This window comes from Shumkonia mesophila, assembly GCF_026163695.1.
GTDB lineage: Bacteria > Pseudomonadota > Alphaproteobacteria > Rhodospirillales > Shumkoniaceae > Shumkonia > Shumkonia mesophila.
Genome location: NZ_JAOTID010000029.1, coordinates 1 through 17148, shown reverse-complemented (window position 1 = coordinate 17148; position 17148 = coordinate 1). Strand labels below are relative to the sequence as shown.

At 61.0% G+C, this 17148-nt stretch carries 13 protein-coding genes; 9 read left to right on the top strand and 4 right to left on the bottom strand.

The window, feature by feature from the left end; translation table 11 throughout:
* Positions 1-575 precede the first annotated feature (575 nt).
* The 8 genes from ODR01_RS24225 (at position 576) to ODR01_RS24190 (ending at position 11195) form a co-directional block, all read left to right on the top strand.
* The gene (locus ODR01_RS24225) at positions 576-1682 is read left to right on the top strand and encodes a mandelate racemase/muconate lactonizing enzyme family protein (RefSeq protein ID WP_316980291.1); all 1107 of its coding nucleotides are present in this window, start codon (positions 576-578) and stop codon (positions 1680-1682) included.
* Between the two features lie 501 nt (positions 1683-2183).
* On the top strand, positions 2184-3080 hold the full coding sequence (locus ODR01_RS24220) for an N-acetylneuraminate lyase (protein WP_316980290.1): 897 nt from the start codon (positions 2184-2186) through the stop codon (positions 3078-3080).
* Positions 3081-3827: 747 nt separating this feature from the next.
* Positions 3828-5204: an MmgE/PrpD family protein gene (locus ODR01_RS24215; RefSeq protein ID WP_316980289.1), complete on the top strand. Its 1377-nt coding sequence runs from the start codon at positions 3828-3830 to the stop codon at positions 5202-5204.
* On the top strand, positions 5201-6169 hold the full coding sequence (locus ODR01_RS24210; protein WP_316980288.1) for a Gfo/Idh/MocA family protein: 969 nt from the start codon (positions 5201-5203) through the stop codon (positions 6167-6169). Before ODR01_RS24215 ends, ODR01_RS24210 begins: the two co-directional genes overlap by 4 nt.
* Positions 6166-7893: an ABC transporter permease gene (locus ODR01_RS24205; RefSeq protein WP_316980287.1), complete on the top strand. Its 1728-nt coding sequence runs from the start codon at positions 6166-6168 to the stop codon at positions 7891-7893. The genes ODR01_RS24210 and ODR01_RS24205 overlap by 4 nt, the downstream gene beginning before the upstream one ends.
* A 37-nt stretch (positions 7894-7930) precedes the next feature.
* Entirely contained in the window at positions 7931-8971 is a 1041-nt protein-coding gene (locus tag ODR01_RS24200) for an extracellular solute-binding protein (RefSeq protein ID WP_316980286.1), read from the top strand.
* 7 nt (positions 8972-8978) lie between these two features.
* A complete protein-coding gene (locus tag ODR01_RS24195; protein WP_316980285.1) occupies positions 8979-10097 on the top strand; it encodes an ABC transporter ATP-binding protein in 1119 nt (372 codons plus the stop codon).
* 21 nt (positions 10098-10118) lie between these two features.
* Positions 10119-11195, top strand: coding sequence for a mandelate racemase/muconate lactonizing enzyme family protein (locus ODR01_RS24190; RefSeq protein ID WP_316980284.1), 1077 nt, complete (start codon positions 10119-10121; stop codon positions 11193-11195).
* A gap of 100 nt (positions 11196-11295) precedes the next feature.
* On the opposite strand, the gene ODR01_RS24185 is transcribed toward ODR01_RS24190, so the two are convergent.
* Positions 11296-12027, bottom strand: a complete 732-nt coding sequence (locus tag ODR01_RS24185; protein ID WP_316980283.1) for a FadR/GntR family transcriptional regulator — start codon at positions 12025-12027, stop codon at positions 11296-11298.
* 314 nt (positions 12028-12341) lie between these two features.
* Positions 12342-13370, bottom strand: a complete 1029-nt coding sequence (locus ODR01_RS24180; RefSeq protein WP_316980282.1) for an amidohydrolase family protein — start codon at positions 13368-13370, stop codon at positions 12342-12344.
* A gap of 170 nt (positions 13371-13540) precedes the next feature.
* Between ODR01_RS24180 and ODR01_RS24175 the strand changes: the two genes are divergently transcribed.
* A complete protein-coding gene (locus ODR01_RS24175; RefSeq protein WP_394356869.1) occupies positions 13541-13882 on the top strand; it encodes a DDE-type integrase/transposase/recombinase in 342 nt (113 codons plus the stop codon).
* A 90-nt stretch (positions 13883-13972) separates the two neighbouring features.
* Here the strand turns inward: ODR01_RS24175 and tkt are convergent, their stop codons facing one another.
* Positions 13973-15982, bottom strand: a complete 2010-nt coding sequence (tkt, locus tag ODR01_RS24170; protein WP_316980281.1) for a transketolase — start codon at positions 15980-15982, stop codon at positions 13973-13975.
* Between the two features lie 44 nt (positions 15983-16026).
* The gene (gene tal / locus ODR01_RS24165) at positions 16027-17007 is read right to left on the bottom strand and encodes a transaldolase (protein WP_316980280.1); all 981 of its coding nucleotides are present in this window, start codon (positions 17005-17007) and stop codon (positions 16027-16029) included.
* Positions 17008-17148 lie beyond the last annotated feature (141 nt).

Here is a 17148-nt window from a genome sequence, read left to right as displayed (position 1 = left end):
GGAAGATCCTTCTTCGGTGGTGCAGGCACACACCCTGAATAAGATCCATCCCTTCTACACGCTCGACATAATTTCCTAGGTGCCTCACCTTCGGCCAGGAGAGGCACCGGCAAATTGACGACAATTGGTGGGAAGCCTTCTCCCCCTCAAAACACTGTGTTCCGCCCATGATATGTCAGACAACTAATTGAGTCTATCCACCAATTGACAGGAAAATCGAATTCAAATACCGTCTTTATCGGGCCAAACGGCGGTGACGGCTGAAAAGTTGTAAGACTTCTTTGCCCTCTCCGCTCAAATTTAAAGCTAGGCAACCACAGTCTGATCCGCGGCCGCGCGAACGGTGATCGCGTAAGTGGAAACCCGGGAGGGAAACACATGAATTGGAAAGTTATGCCACAGTTCATGGACGCGATCGTAATGGCTGCCACCTTCGCGGCGCCCGCCGAGATCATGGCTGCCATAGAGCAGATGTTCTATGTCTGAGACGGCCACCAGATAGCACTGACAAGTGACGGAGCCGGCGAAAGCGCCGTCACCATGCGGAAGGTGAGAGATAGGTCTAGGGATATAAGATGCAGCATAAAATCAGGAAGATCGACGTTCACCTGGTGTCCGAGCCGGTGGCCGACGGTATTGCCGACTCCACCCGCAAGGTGGAAACCATCGGCTTCCTCGTCGTCCGCCTGACCACCGACCAGGGGATCGAGGGAATCGGCATCACTTATCACGAGGTCGGCGGCGAGGCGACGCGCGAGCTCATCCTCCGCAACATGGCGCCGCGGCTGATCGGGCGGGATCCGCTCGACACCGAAGTCATCTGGAACGACTTCTTCCAGTACCTGCGCGGGATCGGCCGCAAGGGCCTGATGTTCTGCGCCCTCAGCGCCGTCGACATCGCGTTGTGGGACCTCAAGGGCAAGATCCTCGGCCTGCCCGTCTGCAAGCTGCTGGGCGGCGGCAGGGCGAAGGTGCCGGTCTACGCCAGCGGCGGCTGGACCTCGTATGCCGACGACCAACTGGTCGACGAGATGAAGGGAATGGTCGCCCGCGGCTTCAGGGCGGTCAAGTTCAAGATCGGCTTCGACGGCGGCAGGAACCTGCGGCGCGATGCCGAGCGCGTGCGCAAGGTGCGGGAAGCCGTCGGCCCCGACATCGACATCCTGCTCGATGCCAACAACTGCTTCGACGCGGCGACGGCGATCCAGCTCGCCAACCGGATCCGCGAGTACGACATCCTGCTGTTCGAGGAGCCGGTGTTCGCCGACGACCTGCGGGGCCTGGCCCGCTTCAGGCGCGGCACCGACATCCCGCTGGCGACCGGCGAGCACGAATACACCAAATTCGGGGTGCGGGATCTCCTCGTCAACGAGGCCGCCGACTACGTGCAGGCCGACGGGACGCGGGCCGGCGGCTATACCGAGATGGTCAAGATCGCCGCCCTCACCCAGGCCTGGAACGTCAAGTTCGCGCCACACGCCATGGAGAATATCCACCTCCATCTGGTGGCCGCCTCGCCCAACGCGCCGTTCCTCGAGCGGCTCCTGATGTTCGAGACCATCACCGGCCACGTGTTCAGGAACGCGCCTGTCCCCGAGGACGGCTTCATGACGGTCCCCGACCTGCCTGGCCTCGGCCTCGAACTCGACATGGACTTCATCAAGGAGCGCGACGAGGCGTAGGACCGGACTGTCCGTCGGATCGGGGAAAGGTCGAGCATGAGGAAATACCCGGACACCGGAAACGTAAGGCGGCGACCGTAAGCAGGGAGAGGAAGACCCGATCGGCTCGGGGTGAGCGACTCGCGCCTACGGTCTTACATTGCGTCGATGCTATTTCGATCCAGTTCGGCTATCGCCACCCTATTGAGGTGGGCTGCGGAGATCACGTGCCGGCGTTCATCTACTTTCCATGATGGCCCAGTCGTACGAACTGGTCCCGCCCATGAGGATCATCGACACTGTGGCGTACGGCTTGGCAGTCAGCAATGTTCCGCAAAGTCAGGCGGAAGACGGGCACTTCGATGTTGGTCGAAACGGCGCGAGTTTGATCTCGAGTTCAGCCCCAGCGCGACTTCCACGCACATCTGACTAGGCGGCAGAATCGTAAGGTGATCTGCTCCTGAAGTAAGCAGGTCAGACCTCCACCACCCGCTTTTTGGCACGAAAAGGATCCATATCGTCATGTCAAGACCGCTTTCGGGTTTCCTGGCCGCACTGCTGACCGGCTTCGACGACGAAGGACGGCTCTCGGAGAACCGAACCAGAGCGGTGGTACGCCACGTGCTCGACTATCACGGGCTCGATGGGGTCTACGTCGGCGGCAGTTCGGGGGAAGCCTTCTCGATGACTATCGAGGAGCGCTGCCGGCTGATGGAGATCGTCGCCGACGAAGTCGCTGGCCGGGCGCTGATGATCGCGCAGATCGGAACTCTCGAACTCGAGGGAGGGACGCGGCTCGGCCGACTCGCCCGCCAACTCGGGTACGATGCGGTGTCGGCCGTGCCGCCGTTCTACTTCCAGCACTCGACCCGTGAACTCGAGGCTTGGTTTGCGGCGCTCGCCCGCGCCGCCAACTTGCCGATGCTGGTCTACTACGTCCCCAACCTGACGGGGGTGAGGGCCGAGCTTGAGGGGCTGGTGCGGTTGATGCGGGTGCCTGGAGTGGTCGGCATGAAGTTCACCGACTACAACCTGTACCTTGCCGAGCGGCTGCGCGACGCCTGTCCCGACGCGGCCTACTTCTGCGGCCATGACGAGATCATGGCGGCGGCAATCGCCATGGGCTTCGATTCCGGGATCGGCAGCACCCTCAACATTCAGGGATTCCGGTTCCCGCCACTGGTCGAAGCGATGCGGTCGGGCGACCTTGACCGAGTGCACCGGATCCAGAAGGAGATCAATGACGTGGTGGCCCCGATCGTCCACCTCGGCGTGTTTCCGGCGCTCAAGGCGGCGATTCGGCTGGCGGGAGTGGATGCCGGTGACTGCCGGCCGCCGCTCCTCATGCCGAATGCGGAGGACATGCGCCTTCTCGAGGCCCTGCGCGACCGCGGCGCCTTCCGTCGACCGGAGGAGTGAGGCACAGGCCTTCAAGGCGGCGGCAACTACCGAAATAGCGACCAGCCCCAACAGCTGTACGCTGCCACACTGTATCGAAGTTCCCTACGGTTATTCCGAACTTGCCAATACGCAGGACCGCATCGTGTCCGTGGTTCATATGGACATTCGGCGGCTTCGCCTAGGAAATCGCGGAAACTGCGAAATAGGCCCCCTCATGGTGCCCGGACTCGCTCCGGGCACCAAGGACTTCGAGGCCGACCTCCTCCGACACGCGGACCCAGCAAAGCATTACCGCCTTCGACCACCGAGCGAGAGCAAACGTTCACGCTGTAGCCGCGGAAGCCGAGGCGTTATCCACGACTATTTCCAGCGTGGACCGTCAAATCTCCCGGCGAGTTCGGTCACCTGATCGCTTTCGAATCGCCGCAGGAAGCCCAAGATCGAAGGGTTTTCAACTTCGGCGCCGGCAATTACTGAATAGAACCGACTCCGGAGCAACCGGTCCCGCCAACAAAAGTTGTCAGATAACTTCTGAGTTTTGCTATTAACAGTCATGTTCCAACTGTGTGCAATGCACCGCCCGTTTTTCAATCGATCGAAGAGTGACGCCGAGAACTAATTCACGAGCGTGCAGCGGCACAAGCAGCTTGACACGACCGGAGATGATGTCGAAAATTGTCAAGCAAACCGTTGCATTAAGCGTGACCCTGTCGGGCAAGTCTGGGAGGGCATAGTGCAGGTCACTAGCGAACTCGGGAGGGGGAATTGGCTTCTAAGGATCTAGGCTATGGGCGGCGGATCGCGAGTCACGCTGCAGCTCTCGGTCATAGCAACCTGCCTGACAAGATTCGGCTGAAGACTAAGATCCATATCATCGACACTTTGGCCGCAATCGTCTCTGGAACTGCCCTCGAGGCGGGCATCGCAGGACAAAAATTCGCTCTGTCGACAGGAACCCGTCCGGTCGCCGCTATCGTCGGAACAACGCACAAGGTTGGTCTCATCGAAGCAGCGCTGGCCAACGGAATGGCTGCCCATGCGGATGAATCCGACGACTCCCACGAGACCAGCCAGACTCATCCAGGTTGCGCCGTCTTGCCCGCCGCGATCAGCGTGGGGCAAGCCCGCGAGGCGACCGGCCTCGCCTTTCTGAACGCTGTACATCTCGGCTACGACCTAACCATCCGATTCGGCGAGGCGCTGTCTCCGGCAATGAGCTTCGCGCGCTCATCGCTGTCCTGCCACGCCTTCGCGCCGATTTTCGGAGCCGGCTTCGCCGCCGGCAGCTTGATGGGCTTCGATGCCGAGCGGTTCCTCGTGGTGCTGAACTACCTGGCACAGGAAGCGTCGGGACTGACGACCTGGAGGCGCGACGGCGCCCACACGCTGAAGAGCTACGTATTCGCTGGAATGCCTGCCAGCAATGCCGTCAAGGCGGCTGGACTGGTGGAAAGCGGTTTCACTGGGAGTGGAGACGTCCTGGATCCTTCGGACCGCAACTTCTTCGAGGCGATCTCCTCCAGGGCAGAACCGAATCGGCTCTACGTCGATCTCGGCACGAGTTACAAGGTCCTTGAGACCGACATCAAAAAATACTCGGTCGGCTTCCCAATCGCCGCTCCGTTGTCTGTATTAGAGGACATACTTGGTCGCGCCGGGTTACGCCATGATGAGATCAAGGCTATCCGGATCCGCTACCATCCTGACTGGTACAAGGTGATCGGGGACGAGAACCGGATGCCGGATCTCAATCTGCGTCATTGCATGGCGGCGATGGTCGTCGAAGGGATGTTGAGTTTCGATGCCTCTCACGATGTTGGCCGCATGTCGGACGCGTGCACGCTCTCCGTTGGGCGACGGATTACGTTGCTTCCGAACGAAGAGGGCCAGGATCGGTTTGAAGCCCGCATTGAGGTCGATGCCCGTGGGCAGACTTATCGCTCCGCACAGGGACTGTACGTGCTCGGGCGGAAGGAAAATCCGATGACGACCGAGCAGGTGCACGACAAGGCGGTCGAACTCCTTACGACGGTGATCAGCGAACCAGCCGCACGCCGCGCCATCGACATAGTCCACGCCATCGAGCATGAAAAAGACCTATCGCGATTGATCGCCGCCCTGACGCCGGAGCGCCGCCGGTGACCGGCCCAGCGAAACCATTACGGGTCGGTATGTGCGGTAGCGCGTATTGGGCAGAAACGGTTCACCTGCCGGCGCTGAAGAACGCAACCGGTCTTGAACTGGCCGGGTTATTCGGCCGCAACCAAGATCGTATCAGCGAACTGGCACACCGCTTCCGGATTAGACCTTATGAGCGGTTCGAGGATCTCCTGGACGCCGTCGACATCGTCAGTTTCGCGGTGCCACCCGCCGTACAGGCGAAGCTTGCACTCCAGGCGGCGCAGGCGGGAAAACACATCATCGTCGAAAAACCGCTCGCCCTCGGCGTCGATGAGGCCGAGGCGATCGAAGCAGCAGTCACGTCGGCCGACTTGGGGGCAGTTTGCTTCCTGACACGTGATTTCATCTCCGATCTGCAGGATTTCACTGCGCAAGCCGTCGCGGCAAGCCCGCGAACGGCGCGCGCGATTTTCTTTTCGAGCGTGCTGTCCAACGGGAGCCCATACGCCGAGTCTGAATGGCGCAAGGACCGGAATGCCACGCTCTGGGACATTGGGCCTCACCTGCTGAGCTCGCTGATGAGTATCTTCGGGCCTGCGGATAGCGTATCGGCCCGCAGAACAGACACCGGCGGTATTGCCGGCATCCTGTACCATTCAAGCGGCAAGACCAGCGACTTCGAGGCCAACCAGCGAGTGCCGTTCGGGCGACAGGAATTGCTCACCGTCGAAACCGCCCAAGGGCAGAAAGAACTGAACCTCCTCCAATACGACCGTGTAGCCGCCTTTGGGCGGGCCCTCAACCGCCTTGCCCGCGCCATCGCAGGCGACAACGCCGCAAGGAAAGCTTTTGGGAAGGCTGTCGACGTCGTGCGGGTCCTCTCCGCAGCGGAGCGCAGCCTTGAGGCCTGCGGTACGCCACAGGAGATCCAGGCAGGCATGCCTGAGAGGAAAAGCCTCATCGTCGTACCGGGAGGGGCGTCATGACCTTGTTTTTTCGCCCGACGGAACCGGGCAGCAGCACATCGCCAGCACGATCGGTGAACTGGGGTTACGCGGCCGGCGGCATAGCCACAATCTGGCTGGTTCTACTGATTGCCATGCCGGTCGGCGTGATCATCATCACCAGTTTTTACAACGAAGGGTTCACGCTGGCCAACTACAGGGACTTCGCTTCCAGCGCCAGCCTTCTACGCGCGACGGCCAACAGCCTGACCGTCTCGATGGGCATCGCCTTACTGAGCCTTCTCATCGGGGGAACGCTCGCCTTCGGCGTCGCCCGCACTCAGATGCGCTTCAAGACCCTCGTCCGCACGGCCATGATCATCGCGCTAATCAGCCCGGAATTTCTTCTCGCCATGGGCTATATCCTTCTTGCAGGGCCAAATGCGGGGTATTTCAACGTCGCCCTCCGGGCGTTCTTCAGTCTGCCACAGACCAGCGGGCCGCTGAATGTCTTCACGCTCTTCGGCCTGATCCTCACCGCCTTGCCGAACGGCGTCGCATACGTATTCCTCACGATGGCTCCGGCATTCTCCAACATGGATCCGGCGCTGGAGGAAGCCGCGCGGATGAAAGGTGCAACAGCGTTCGGCGCCGTACGCGACATTACCGTTCCCCTGATGCGTCCGGCGATGCTGTCCGGCGCCTTGCTCGCCTTCGCCACGAGCCTCGCGATGTTTGGACCGCCGCAGATGCTTGGCATCAATGTCCTGACGGTCGCGATCCGCAATGCTCTGATCAATCTTGATTTTTCCCTCGCCGCCGTGGCCGCGATCGTCCTGGTCGGACTTTCTGTCGTGGCCTTGCTCATCCAAAGGCTGAGTGTACGGCACGGAGAGCGCTACAGAACGCTTGGCGGCAAATCCTTCCGTGCCCGGACCATCGATGTTGGCGCCGGGACCCACGCGCTATCCGCTCTCGGACTTTTCTACGCATTGATGGCGCTTGTCGTCCCCTATGGTGGCATGCTGACGGCTTCCCTGATGAAGAGCATAGGAAACGGCTTCACGGCGGGGAATTGGACGGTAGAGAATTACGTGGTCATCTTCACGGATCACGCAATATTCCGCGCGGTCATGTTGAGTTTCAGCCTAGCGGCGGCGAGTGCTACGATCGTGGTCCTCACCGGTATCGTGGTGGCCTACGTGGTCCTCCGCACCCGGTTGCCCGGGCGGTCCATTCTCGATTACCTCTCGGTGATGCCGCTGGCGATCCCGGGAACGGCGCTCGCTTTCGCGCTGGTGGTCGCCTATTTGAACTGGCCTCTTAACCTCCTCGGCTTCTACGGAACACCAGCGATCCTGCTGGTGGCCTATCTTGCCCGCTACGTCCCGATCGGCGTCCGCAACTGCCAAAGCAGTCTGTTGCAGATCGCCGCCGAACTTGAGGAAGCCTCGCGGGTCTTCAGCGCCGGCGAATTCAAGACGGTCTGGAACATCACTATTCCCCTCATCCTTCCATCGATCATCTACACGTGGATTCTGGTTTTCATCTTGGCGGTTCCCGAACTGAGCTCCTCCATCGTTCTGCGTGGCTTCGGCACGCAAACGGTGTCGACCGCCCTGCTCGGCATATGGAGCGGCAATGGTGGCTTGGCCGTGGCATCCGCATTTGGCATCTCGCTGTTCATCCTCGTCGGCTCGCTGTTCGGTGCCGCGGCAATAATCTTGAAAAGGAGCGGCAAACTTAAAGGACTTCAGCTCGGATGAGGCTCGCTTCCACTAAATCTCAATAAGGGAGACAGAAATGGACAAAAGGTCACTATTCAAGAATACCGGATTAGCGTTCGCCCTTCTGGCGGGGACCATGGCGTTTGTCACCGGCATTCCTGCACGGGCGCAGGAAGGTACGCTCAAGATTTATAGCTCCTCTCCAGACCAGTTCTTGCGGCCATTGATCGGGGCCTTCAACAAAATTCACCCGAACATCACGGTCGAGGTGTCCGTACAGCCCGGCGAAGAGTTGGTTTCGACGATCGAACTCGAAATGCGGGCCAACAGCCCCCACGCCGACATCGCCCTCCTGAACGAGGCTTCAATCAACGGCCTTCAGAGCCGGCATAAGACATGGGAGGCATACAAGCCGGCAGACTTCTCCGCGGTGCACGAGGAAGTGCGTGACCCCGCGAATATTGTCATCCCGGCCTGCATCAACCCGTATCTCATCCAGTACAACACCAATAAGGTGAAAGCCGGGGATGCGCCGAAGAGTTGGCTCGACCTGCTCGATGCCAAGTGGAATGGAAAGATTGCCATGGCCGATCCGGTCAAGTCACAGTCGATCCAGTCGTTCATCTGGTTCATCGCGACTGAGCTGCCGAAGAGGGGCGTGGCCGGTTTCGGCTGGCAATATTTCGAGAAGCTCAAGGGTAATGACGTTCGTCTAGAAGGTTCCCATGGCACAATCCGCGATCTGACGGCGAGTGGCGAGCGTCCGATCGGGATCCAACTGCTCGCGAACGGCCAGACTTCGGCCAATCGCGGCGATCCGACAGCAATCGTCTGGCCGAAGGAGGGTTCGCCTGGCGAGCTTACCGCGTTTGCCATGTTCGCAGGCTCGAACAACAAACCCGCGGCCAAGGCGTGGCTTGACTTTGTTGTCAGCAAGGAAGGTCAATCCCTCATGCCGAACGCCCTCGGGTGCGCCCCCATCCGCGACGACGTCGATTACATGTTCCCGGGCGGTACCGCTGTTGCGGACGTCAAGATCGTTCCCGTCAACTCGGCCTTCATCATTGAGAACCGGAAAAAGCACACAGCAGACTTCAACAAGGCGATGGGACGCTAACGTGGGCATGGGATCACCCGAAACCTCTGGTCAGCACGGGAACGCGCTCGACCTCAAACTCACCGGCATCAACAAGCACTACGGCAGCTTTCACGTGATACGTGGCATTGACCTGACGGTTCCTGCCGGTGATATGATTTCGCTTATTGGCCCGAGCGGGTGCGGCAAGACCACCACGCTACGGATGGTCGCCGGGCTGGAGGCTCCCAGTTCTGGCACCATCAGCCTCGGGAATCAGGTGCTGAGCGAGGGGTCGCGGGTGGTCCCTCCTGAACTCCGCCAGATGGGCATGGTCTTTCAGACCTATGCCCTCTGGCCCCACATGACGGTCGCCCAGAACATCGGCTACGGGTTGAAGCAGCGCAAGTTCGGAAAGGCGGAAATCGCGGACAAGGTCAAGCGGATACTCGACGTCGTCAACATGCCGAGCTACGGTGAACGTTATCCGGACCAGCTCTCGGGTGGACAGCAGCAACGCGTCGCCCTTGCCCGCGCGATTGCCTCCGAACCCCGCATCCTTTTGTTCGACGAGCCGCTAAGCAATCTGGACGCGGTCCTTCGCGAGCAAATGCGCTTCGAGATTCGCTCGCTGCAGCAGCGGGTCGGCATTACCGCCGTTTACGTCACGCATAGCCAGGAAGAGGCGCTGGCATTGTCGGACTCGATCGCCGTAATGAAGGCAGGCATGATCATCCAGCAAGGCTCCCCGACCGAAATCTACAACGTTCCCGCCACCGAATTCGTGGCGAGTTTCATAGGACTTGCTAACATTCTGAACATGGCAGAGGTCGAGCCGGACGGCCAAAACTTGCTGGGGCGTCTCAATGGCGTGCCGATCAAAGCGATGACAGGCGCAACGGAGGGCCGTCGCGGCAGCGTGAAGGTCTGCGTTCGGCCAGTCGACGTACGCCTTCTTTCGACGGACCATACGCCCGAGGCCAACTGGAACACCCTCTCCGCGCGTGTTCGGGCTACCGTCTTTACCGGCGGTGTCGTTGACTACTTTGTCGTGTTGGACGGCGGAGAGAGCGAACTCCGCGTGCAATCGATGCCCCCCATTCTGTTCCACCAGGGCGATGCCGTTCGCCTAGCCTTCGATCCCCGACGCACCGTCGCGCTTCAATAGAAAGCATCAGGAAACACAAGAATGACCATCCGATCTGCCGAAAGCTGGATGCTGAGGTTTCCGTCCAACCGAGCTGCAGCCGAGCGGGCCGACGAGGAATTCGAACTGATCGGCGTGACGGTCGTAGACAGCTCCGGAGAATGCGGCATGGGCTGGACGTTCACCTCCGACTATGGAGGCGGCGCTGCGATCAAGGCGCTAATCGACGTGTTGCTCTTGCCGAAGCTTAGTGGCCGCGAAGCCCATGAGGTCGAGGTCATTAATAGCGAGCTCTTCCACTTCACCCATCGTCTCGGCTACGGCATAGCCTCGATGGCGATCTCGGCAATCGATATCGCGCTCTGGGATCTCAGGTCGCGGATTCTCGGGCTGTCGCTTTCCAAAGCCCTCGGCCAATCGCGGGCGACGGTTCCCTGCTATGGCAGCGGCAAGGCCAGTCCATCGCTTTCTATTGAAGACCTTGCCGAGCTTTCCGCGGGCTACATCCGCGATGGCTTTCGCGCTGTCAAAATCCGGGTCGGCAGAGAACCGACACGCGACATCGCCCGCCTGACAGCGGTCCGGGAGGCCATCGGCCCCGAGGCCCTGATCATGTGCGACGGCAACGAGCGTCTCAGCCTTTCTGCGGCCTTGTGGCTCGGCAAGCAGATGGCCGACCTCAACATCTTCTGGTTCGAGGAGCCGGTTCTGTCGCAGGATATCGAGGGCTACCGCCGGCTCCGAGCCGAGCTTCCCGTAGCGATTTCTATGGGCGAACACGTCTTTTCCCGTCGTGACTTCATGCCTTTCGTCCGCGAAGGGCTGGCCGATGTGCTCAATCCCGACATCTGCTTCGTCGGGGGTATTTCGGAGACGATGAAAATCGGCCATGTCGCGGACAGCTTCGGGTTGGGCCTCGCGCCCCACTTCATGTCGGTGTTGAGCGTCCATGTCGCGGCCTCGCTCCCCCGCGCCACCTACGTCGAATACTACCCTTTCATGGACGATCTTCTCGTCCACAAGCTCGTCGTCGAAAAGGGCGAACTCATCGTGCCCGACCGGCCGGGGCACGGGGTGGCTTTCACCGAGGACGCATGGCGCACTTATCGGGTCGCTTGAGGTAGTCACGGACACTACTGATGCTCGCCTGCACCGCCGGTATTGCCCGCGACGTTCCGGATTTTAGCGAGGTCAACAGTCTGCGTCCCGCCTTTACATGTCAGACAGGATGCTCAGCAGGCGCGCTTAGTTTTTTCACTGAGGCCTTCGCCGTGTCGCTGTAGTGTAAGACATAGCCGGTGTCATAGAAGTGCGCGTCCAGATGGTACTGCGCTCGATGAATATCGCCGCTCTGAAGCGCCGCGAGAATACGCCGATGATGTGCCGCGGTCTCGTCAAGACGCTGCGAATGAGAGAGAGCTCCGGTGTCGAGATCATCATACATCGTCCAGAACAGATCCAGGAGGCCCAGAAGCACCTCATTATTGAGACACTTGTAAAGCAATGAATGAAACTGGCGGTCCACCTCACCAAAATATTCGCCACGACTGGCCTTAAGCTCCATCGTTTGGACCAATTTTTCGAGTTTCTCCATGTCCTCGGCCGGCATGACGGCAGCGGCGGCGGGTAGCATGTTCGTTTCCATCACCTGGCGGACGGCGAGCAGGTCCAGAAGCAGCTTTCCACGCGGCATTGTGTAGCTCGACAGCAGGCTGATGACTGAACCAAAACCGAAAGGCATCAAGATTCTGCCGCTTCCTTTGCGAGCCACCAAGAGGCCCGTCGCCTCAAGCACGCTAAAAGCCTCTCTAACGACCGGCCGACTGACGCCGAGCAGGCTGCTGATCTCCTTTTCGGCCGGCACCTTATCTCCAGGCGCGAGACCCCGCTCCCAGAAGATGTTGACGAGCCGGTGAACCGTGGACCACTCCGGGTTATCTGACACTTGCACCTCAACGTCCTTCAGGCCGCCATGGGCGGTCGGTTGAGGAGACAGATCGGCGTACGCTCGCCGCTCCTCCTTTATGGCAATATGTCATACAACTGTTGAACTGTCAGCCATGTGAAGGTCGGAGAAACTACCGGTCACCCAAAGATTTCCGCGTTTTTCCGGTGATCGTGTCTCCAGGTGGCCAGCCCCCACCTTCGAGGAGCATGGAGGCGTCGATGTTGGACAACCGAGTAGTCAGAGTCTCCGTTATCCGAGCGGCTCAGATGTCCCAAATGTTTTGATGACGGGCAGTCGGGACTTGGCGTTCGCACGAACTAGGGTTCCGGGAGTTCGAGCGAATAGAACTCTTTCGCCGTGTCAAAAAAGAGATCGCGCCGTTCAGAGGCGCTGAATTCCCGTGTGATCTTCTTGAAGGCATTCCATAGCGAAACGTACGATACCCACTGCTTATCGACCGGGAAGTTGCTTTCGAACATGCAACGTCTGGTGCCGAAAAGCTCGATGCATGTCTCCACATACGGACGCCAGTGGCGTGCCAGCTCGTCGGAGTCTGCCGGCACCGCGCGACCGTCCAAGTCGAAGCCTCCCCTGGGCGAGGCCATGCCTCCGATCTTGACATAGGCGTTCGGGCAGCGCGCGAGTTCGGCAAGATTGCTTCGCCACTCGACAATCGCCTCATTCCGGCGTCCAGCATACGGGCCGGCGCCCATTACACCGCTCAGATGATCCAGAACGATCTTCACGTCGGGAAAGGAACGTGCCAACTTGGTAAGTTCTGGAATCTGCGGTACGAACAACCAAGCGTCGAAACTAAAACCGAACTCATGAAGTGCTGCAAATCCCCGCCGGAATGCGGGTTCTCCAAGCATTCCCGGATTGGTCACGAGGTCCGGACTCCTGATCGCCTGTTCGGCGTGCCAGGCGGTCATGTTGCGGATACCCTTGACGCGGGGCATCCGTGCGTGCTCGGCAAGAACGTCGACAACGCTTTCGGCAAGACGAAGGTCAACATAAGAAATTATACCAGCGCACAAGCCCGACGGACCGTACTGACCGCTGTGCGCAATCGCGGCCAAGCCATTGACGAACTCGACTTCGCCAAGTGAGCGCAGCTCCTCGGGTCCGTCCGCCCGGTACATCGTCCCTACGCAGGAGCGCTGGCGCGAACTTGCCTCCACGAATACGCTGCCAACGATATTGTGGCCCGTGGAGACATCGGCGAGGAAGTCGTCCAACATATAACGAAAGCCGGGGCGATCCCAGAAGTGGTGATGGGCGTCGATGATCCCCAGTTCTGGCTCGATCACGTTCTCACGATTGAGCGAAAGCCATTCTTCGTTCACTGACACAGGGATTCACCTCGTTCGACTACCGTTTTCGTGAGTTCCATGACTTACACTCAGACGCGGCTCCTTCTTGGGACGGAGACTTGATGTCGGGATCCAATGACAAATAAGCATTCTCCCAAATCCGCGGATTTTCCTTCATTTCGAAAAAAGGACCGGCGAGGAAATTGCTGCGAAAGTCGTTGAGGAAGCTGGGCGTTGCACCAGAGCGAATCACCACGGACAAGCTCAAATCGTATCCGGTCGCCATCCGCGAAAAGCGGCTGTCTGCCATTCATGATCAAGGATCACGAACCAACAATCGAGCCGAGAATTCTCATCAGCCGGTCCGGCGGCGAGAGCGAAAACAGCAGCGGCTAAAATCACCAGGATCCGCCCAACGGTTTCTGGCGATCCACGCCGTCTACAACACCTTCTACTTCCAACGCCATCTTCTATCTCGCGCCATCTTCAAGACGTTCCGCGCCGAGACGTTTGCCGTTTGGCGGCAAGGCTGGCTCGCTGCCTGACCGAGGTCACGGCAAATTTCGGTCCGCCGCCGCTGTTAACGTGCCAGTTTCCAACAACTTGACAACGCCAGCGCGACGGCAGGAGGCGTGTTAGCCCCGGCCGAGGCGTTCACGCACGGCTCCGACGATAGCCTCGGCAGTGATGCCGAAGTGACGATAGAGATCTTCGCCCGGCCCAGACGCACCAAATCCGCTCATGCCGATGAACACCCCATCCTCTCCGATGAGATCACCCCAGCCAAAGCGAACGGCCGCCTCGATCCCCACGAGCAGGGTACCTGTCTGCAGCACGGCACGGCGGTAGTCATCGGGCTGCCGCCCGAACAGGCCCATGCACGGCATGGAAATCACCGCCGTCCCGATGCCCTTCCTCTCCAACGCCTCACGCGCGTCGAGGGCGATCACCACCTCGGAGCCGGAGGCAATCAGGGTGACCCGTCGCGGCCCGGCACCGGCTTCGGCCAGGACATAGCCGCCCCGGGCACACCGGTTCTCCGTCGTCCCTTCCGACCTTATCGTCGGCAGGGCCTGGCGGGACAGCGACAGCACCGAGGGCGCGTCCTTCGTCTTCAAGGCGATTTCCCAGCACTCGGCCGTTTCCACCAAATCGGCCGGCCGCAGGACCAGAAGGCCGGGGATCGCACGCAGGCTGGCGAGATGCTCCACCGGCTGATGGGTCGGTCCGTCCTCGCCGAGCCCGATCGAATCGTGGGTCATTACATGGATCACCCGCTGGCGCATCAGGGCGGCAAGGCGAAGGCCCGGCCGCGCGTAGTCCGCGAAGCACAGGAAGGTGCCGCCGTAGGGAATGAACCCGCCGTGCAGCGCCAGTCCGTTCATGATCGAGGCCATGGCGTTCTCGCGTACGCCGTAGCGCACGTAGCGGCCGGCAAAGTTTCCGGGCGCGATGTCGACGGCGCCGGTGAAGCGGGTGTTGTTCGACGGCGTCAGATCGGCGGAACCGCCGACCAGCGCTTCGAGGACCGGAGCCAGGCGGTCGAGCACCTTGCCGGAAGCGGATCGGGTGGCGAACGCCGGTCTGGCTGCCGTTGCCTCGCTCTTGATCTCCTGGATAAGCGCGCCGAGACCGTCGAGAGCCCCCGATATCCGGCGATCGAAGGCGACACGGCACTCTTCCGGACAGGCATCGTGGCTTGCCTGCCAAGCTTCGCGCCGCGCCGCGCCACGGCGGCCGGCCGCCGCCCAGGCCTGGCGAATCTCGGACGGAATCTCGAAGGGGGGATAAGGCCAGCCGAGAGCCTCCCGCGTGGCGGCGATCTCATCTGCGCCGAGCGGGGCCCCGTGCGCGGCCGACTTGCCGGCCTTGTTGGGCGCGCCAAAGCCGATGGTGGTTCCGCAGGCCACAAGGGTCGGCGCCTCGGCAGTGAGCGAAGCCTGCATCGCCTCGGCCAACGCCGCGTGATCGTGGCCGTCAACCCAGGCCACGTTCCAGCCATAGGATTGGAACCGGGCAAGCACATCTTCCGAGAAGGACAGAGCTGTCGGGCCATCGATCGAAATACCGTTGTCGTCATATAGCACGGTCAGCCGCTCCAATCTCAGGTGCCCGGCGAGCGAAGCCGCCTCGTGGCTGATCCCTTCCATCAGGTCGCCGTCGCCGCACATTACCCAGGTGCGGTGGTCGACGAGCGCGTATCCGAAGCGGGCGTTGAGTAGCCGCTCCGCCAGGGCCATGCCCACGGCGGTGGCAAAGCCCTGGCCCAACGGGCCCGTGGTGGTTTCAATTCCGACCTGCGGGTCGACCTCCGGGTGACCGGCAGCGATCGAGCCGAGTTGGCGGAAGGCCCGGATCGCCTCCATCGGCATCCTCCGATACCCCGTGAGGTGCAGGAGGGCATAAAGCAGCATCGAGCCGTGGCCACCCGACAGGACGAACCTGTCCCTGTCCGGCCATGTCGGGCACGTCGGGTCGAACTTTAGAAACCGGCCGAACAGAACCGTTGCCACGTTGGCCATGCCCATGGGCATGCCGGGATGGCCCGACTGGGCCTTTTCAACCGCGTCCATGGCGAGAAAGCGCAGAGCGTTGGCCATGGCCTTGGTGTCGGGCCGCGAAGATCCGTCTTGATCCTGGCGCATCTGCAAACCTCTTCCTTCCTGGGAAACGGGAGAAGAACCCTGGTTCAAGCGGTACGGGGGCGGTTGTGCATGATCTCGCCAACGTGCCGCCTCAGGGCCTCGGTATCGGCGTGGAACAAGCGGATACCCTCCGCCAGTTTCTCTGTCGCCATCGCGTCGTGATTGAGCCGCCAGCGGAACGCCTTCTCGTCCACCGCGATCCGCTCGATCGCCGCCGCGCGGCTCGCCGCGGGATCGAGCCTGCGCAGCAGGCTGCCCACGTCCCGGCGCAATTCGTCCAGTAGGGCGGGACTGACCGTCAGGCGGTCGCAGCCGCACAGCGCTTCGACCTCTTCCTTGCTGCGGAACGACGCGCCCATGACAATGGTCGCGAGCCCGTAATGCTTGAAGTAGTCGTAGATCTCCCGCACCGAGAGCACACCGGGATCGTCTTCGGCCGTAAATGTCTTGCCCGTCACCTTGGCGTTCCAGTCGCGGATGCGTCCGACAAAGGGCGAGATCAGGAAGGCCCCGGCCTCGGCCGCCGCGACCGCCTGGGCCAAACAGAACACCAGGGTGACGTTGCAGCTGATGCCCCGCTTCTCCAGAACCTCCACGGCGCGGATCCCTTCCCAGGTCGCCGCCACCTTGATCAGGATGCGTTCCCGATCCACGCCGAGCTTCCGGTAGAGGCCGATCAGCCGTTCGGCCTTGGCCACCGTCGCCTCGCTGTCGAACGACAGCCGCGCGTCGACCTCCGTCGACACCACCCCCGGCACAATGCGGGTCAACTCGGCGCCGAAGGCCACGGCAAGATGATCGAGGACGCGGTCGAGCCGGCCGTCATCCGAGCCGACCTCGCCGCCGCCCTGATCAATGGCCCGCGCGACCAGATCCGCATAGGCCGGCATCCGCGCCGCCTTCAGGATCAGGCTCGGATTGGTCGTCGCGTCTTGCGGCGCAAATGCACGGATGGCCTCAATATCGCCGCTGTCGGCGACAATAACAGTGTGGCGCCGAAGCGCCTCCAACTTGGTCTCGGTCATTCCTGGAGTCCTCACTTAATTTAGTTTGACCGCCCGATTGCCGACGTCGACCCATGGCAGACACAGGGGTCTCCCGGGCCATGCTCGTTGTCGATGAGCAGGAAGTCATAGCCGCAAAAGGCCAGGATTTCGGCCACGGCC

Excerpts from the sequence above, each read along its gene's own strand:
- ODR01_RS24205 (WP_316980287.1), top strand. The coding sequence starts at position 6,166 with ATGACCTTGTTTTTTCGCCCGACGGAACCGGGCAGCAGCACATCGCCA.
- ODR01_RS24200 (WP_316980286.1), top strand. The coding sequence starts at position 7,931 with ATGGACAAAAGGTCACTATTCAAGAATACCGGATTAGCGTTCGCCCTT.
- tkt (WP_316980281.1), bottom strand. The coding sequence starts at position 15,982 with ATGCGCCAGGATCAAGACGGATCTTCGCGGCCCGACACCAAGGCCATG.
- ODR01_RS24190 (WP_316980284.1), top strand. The coding sequence starts at position 10,119 with ATGACCATCCGATCTGCCGAAAGCTGGATGCTGAGGTTTCCGTCCAAC.
- ODR01_RS24225 (WP_316980291.1), top strand. The coding sequence starts at position 576 with ATGCAGCATAAAATCAGGAAGATCGACGTTCACCTGGTGTCCGAGCCG.
- ODR01_RS24220 (WP_316980290.1), top strand. The coding sequence starts at position 2,184 with ATGTCAAGACCGCTTTCGGGTTTCCTGGCCGCACTGCTGACCGGCTTC.
- ODR01_RS24195 (WP_316980285.1), top strand. The coding sequence starts at position 8,979 with ATGGGATCACCCGAAACCTCTGGTCAGCACGGGAACGCGCTCGACCTC.
- tal (WP_316980280.1), bottom strand. The coding sequence starts at position 17,007 with ATGACCGAGACCAAGTTGGAGGCGCTTCGGCGCCACACTGTTATTGTC.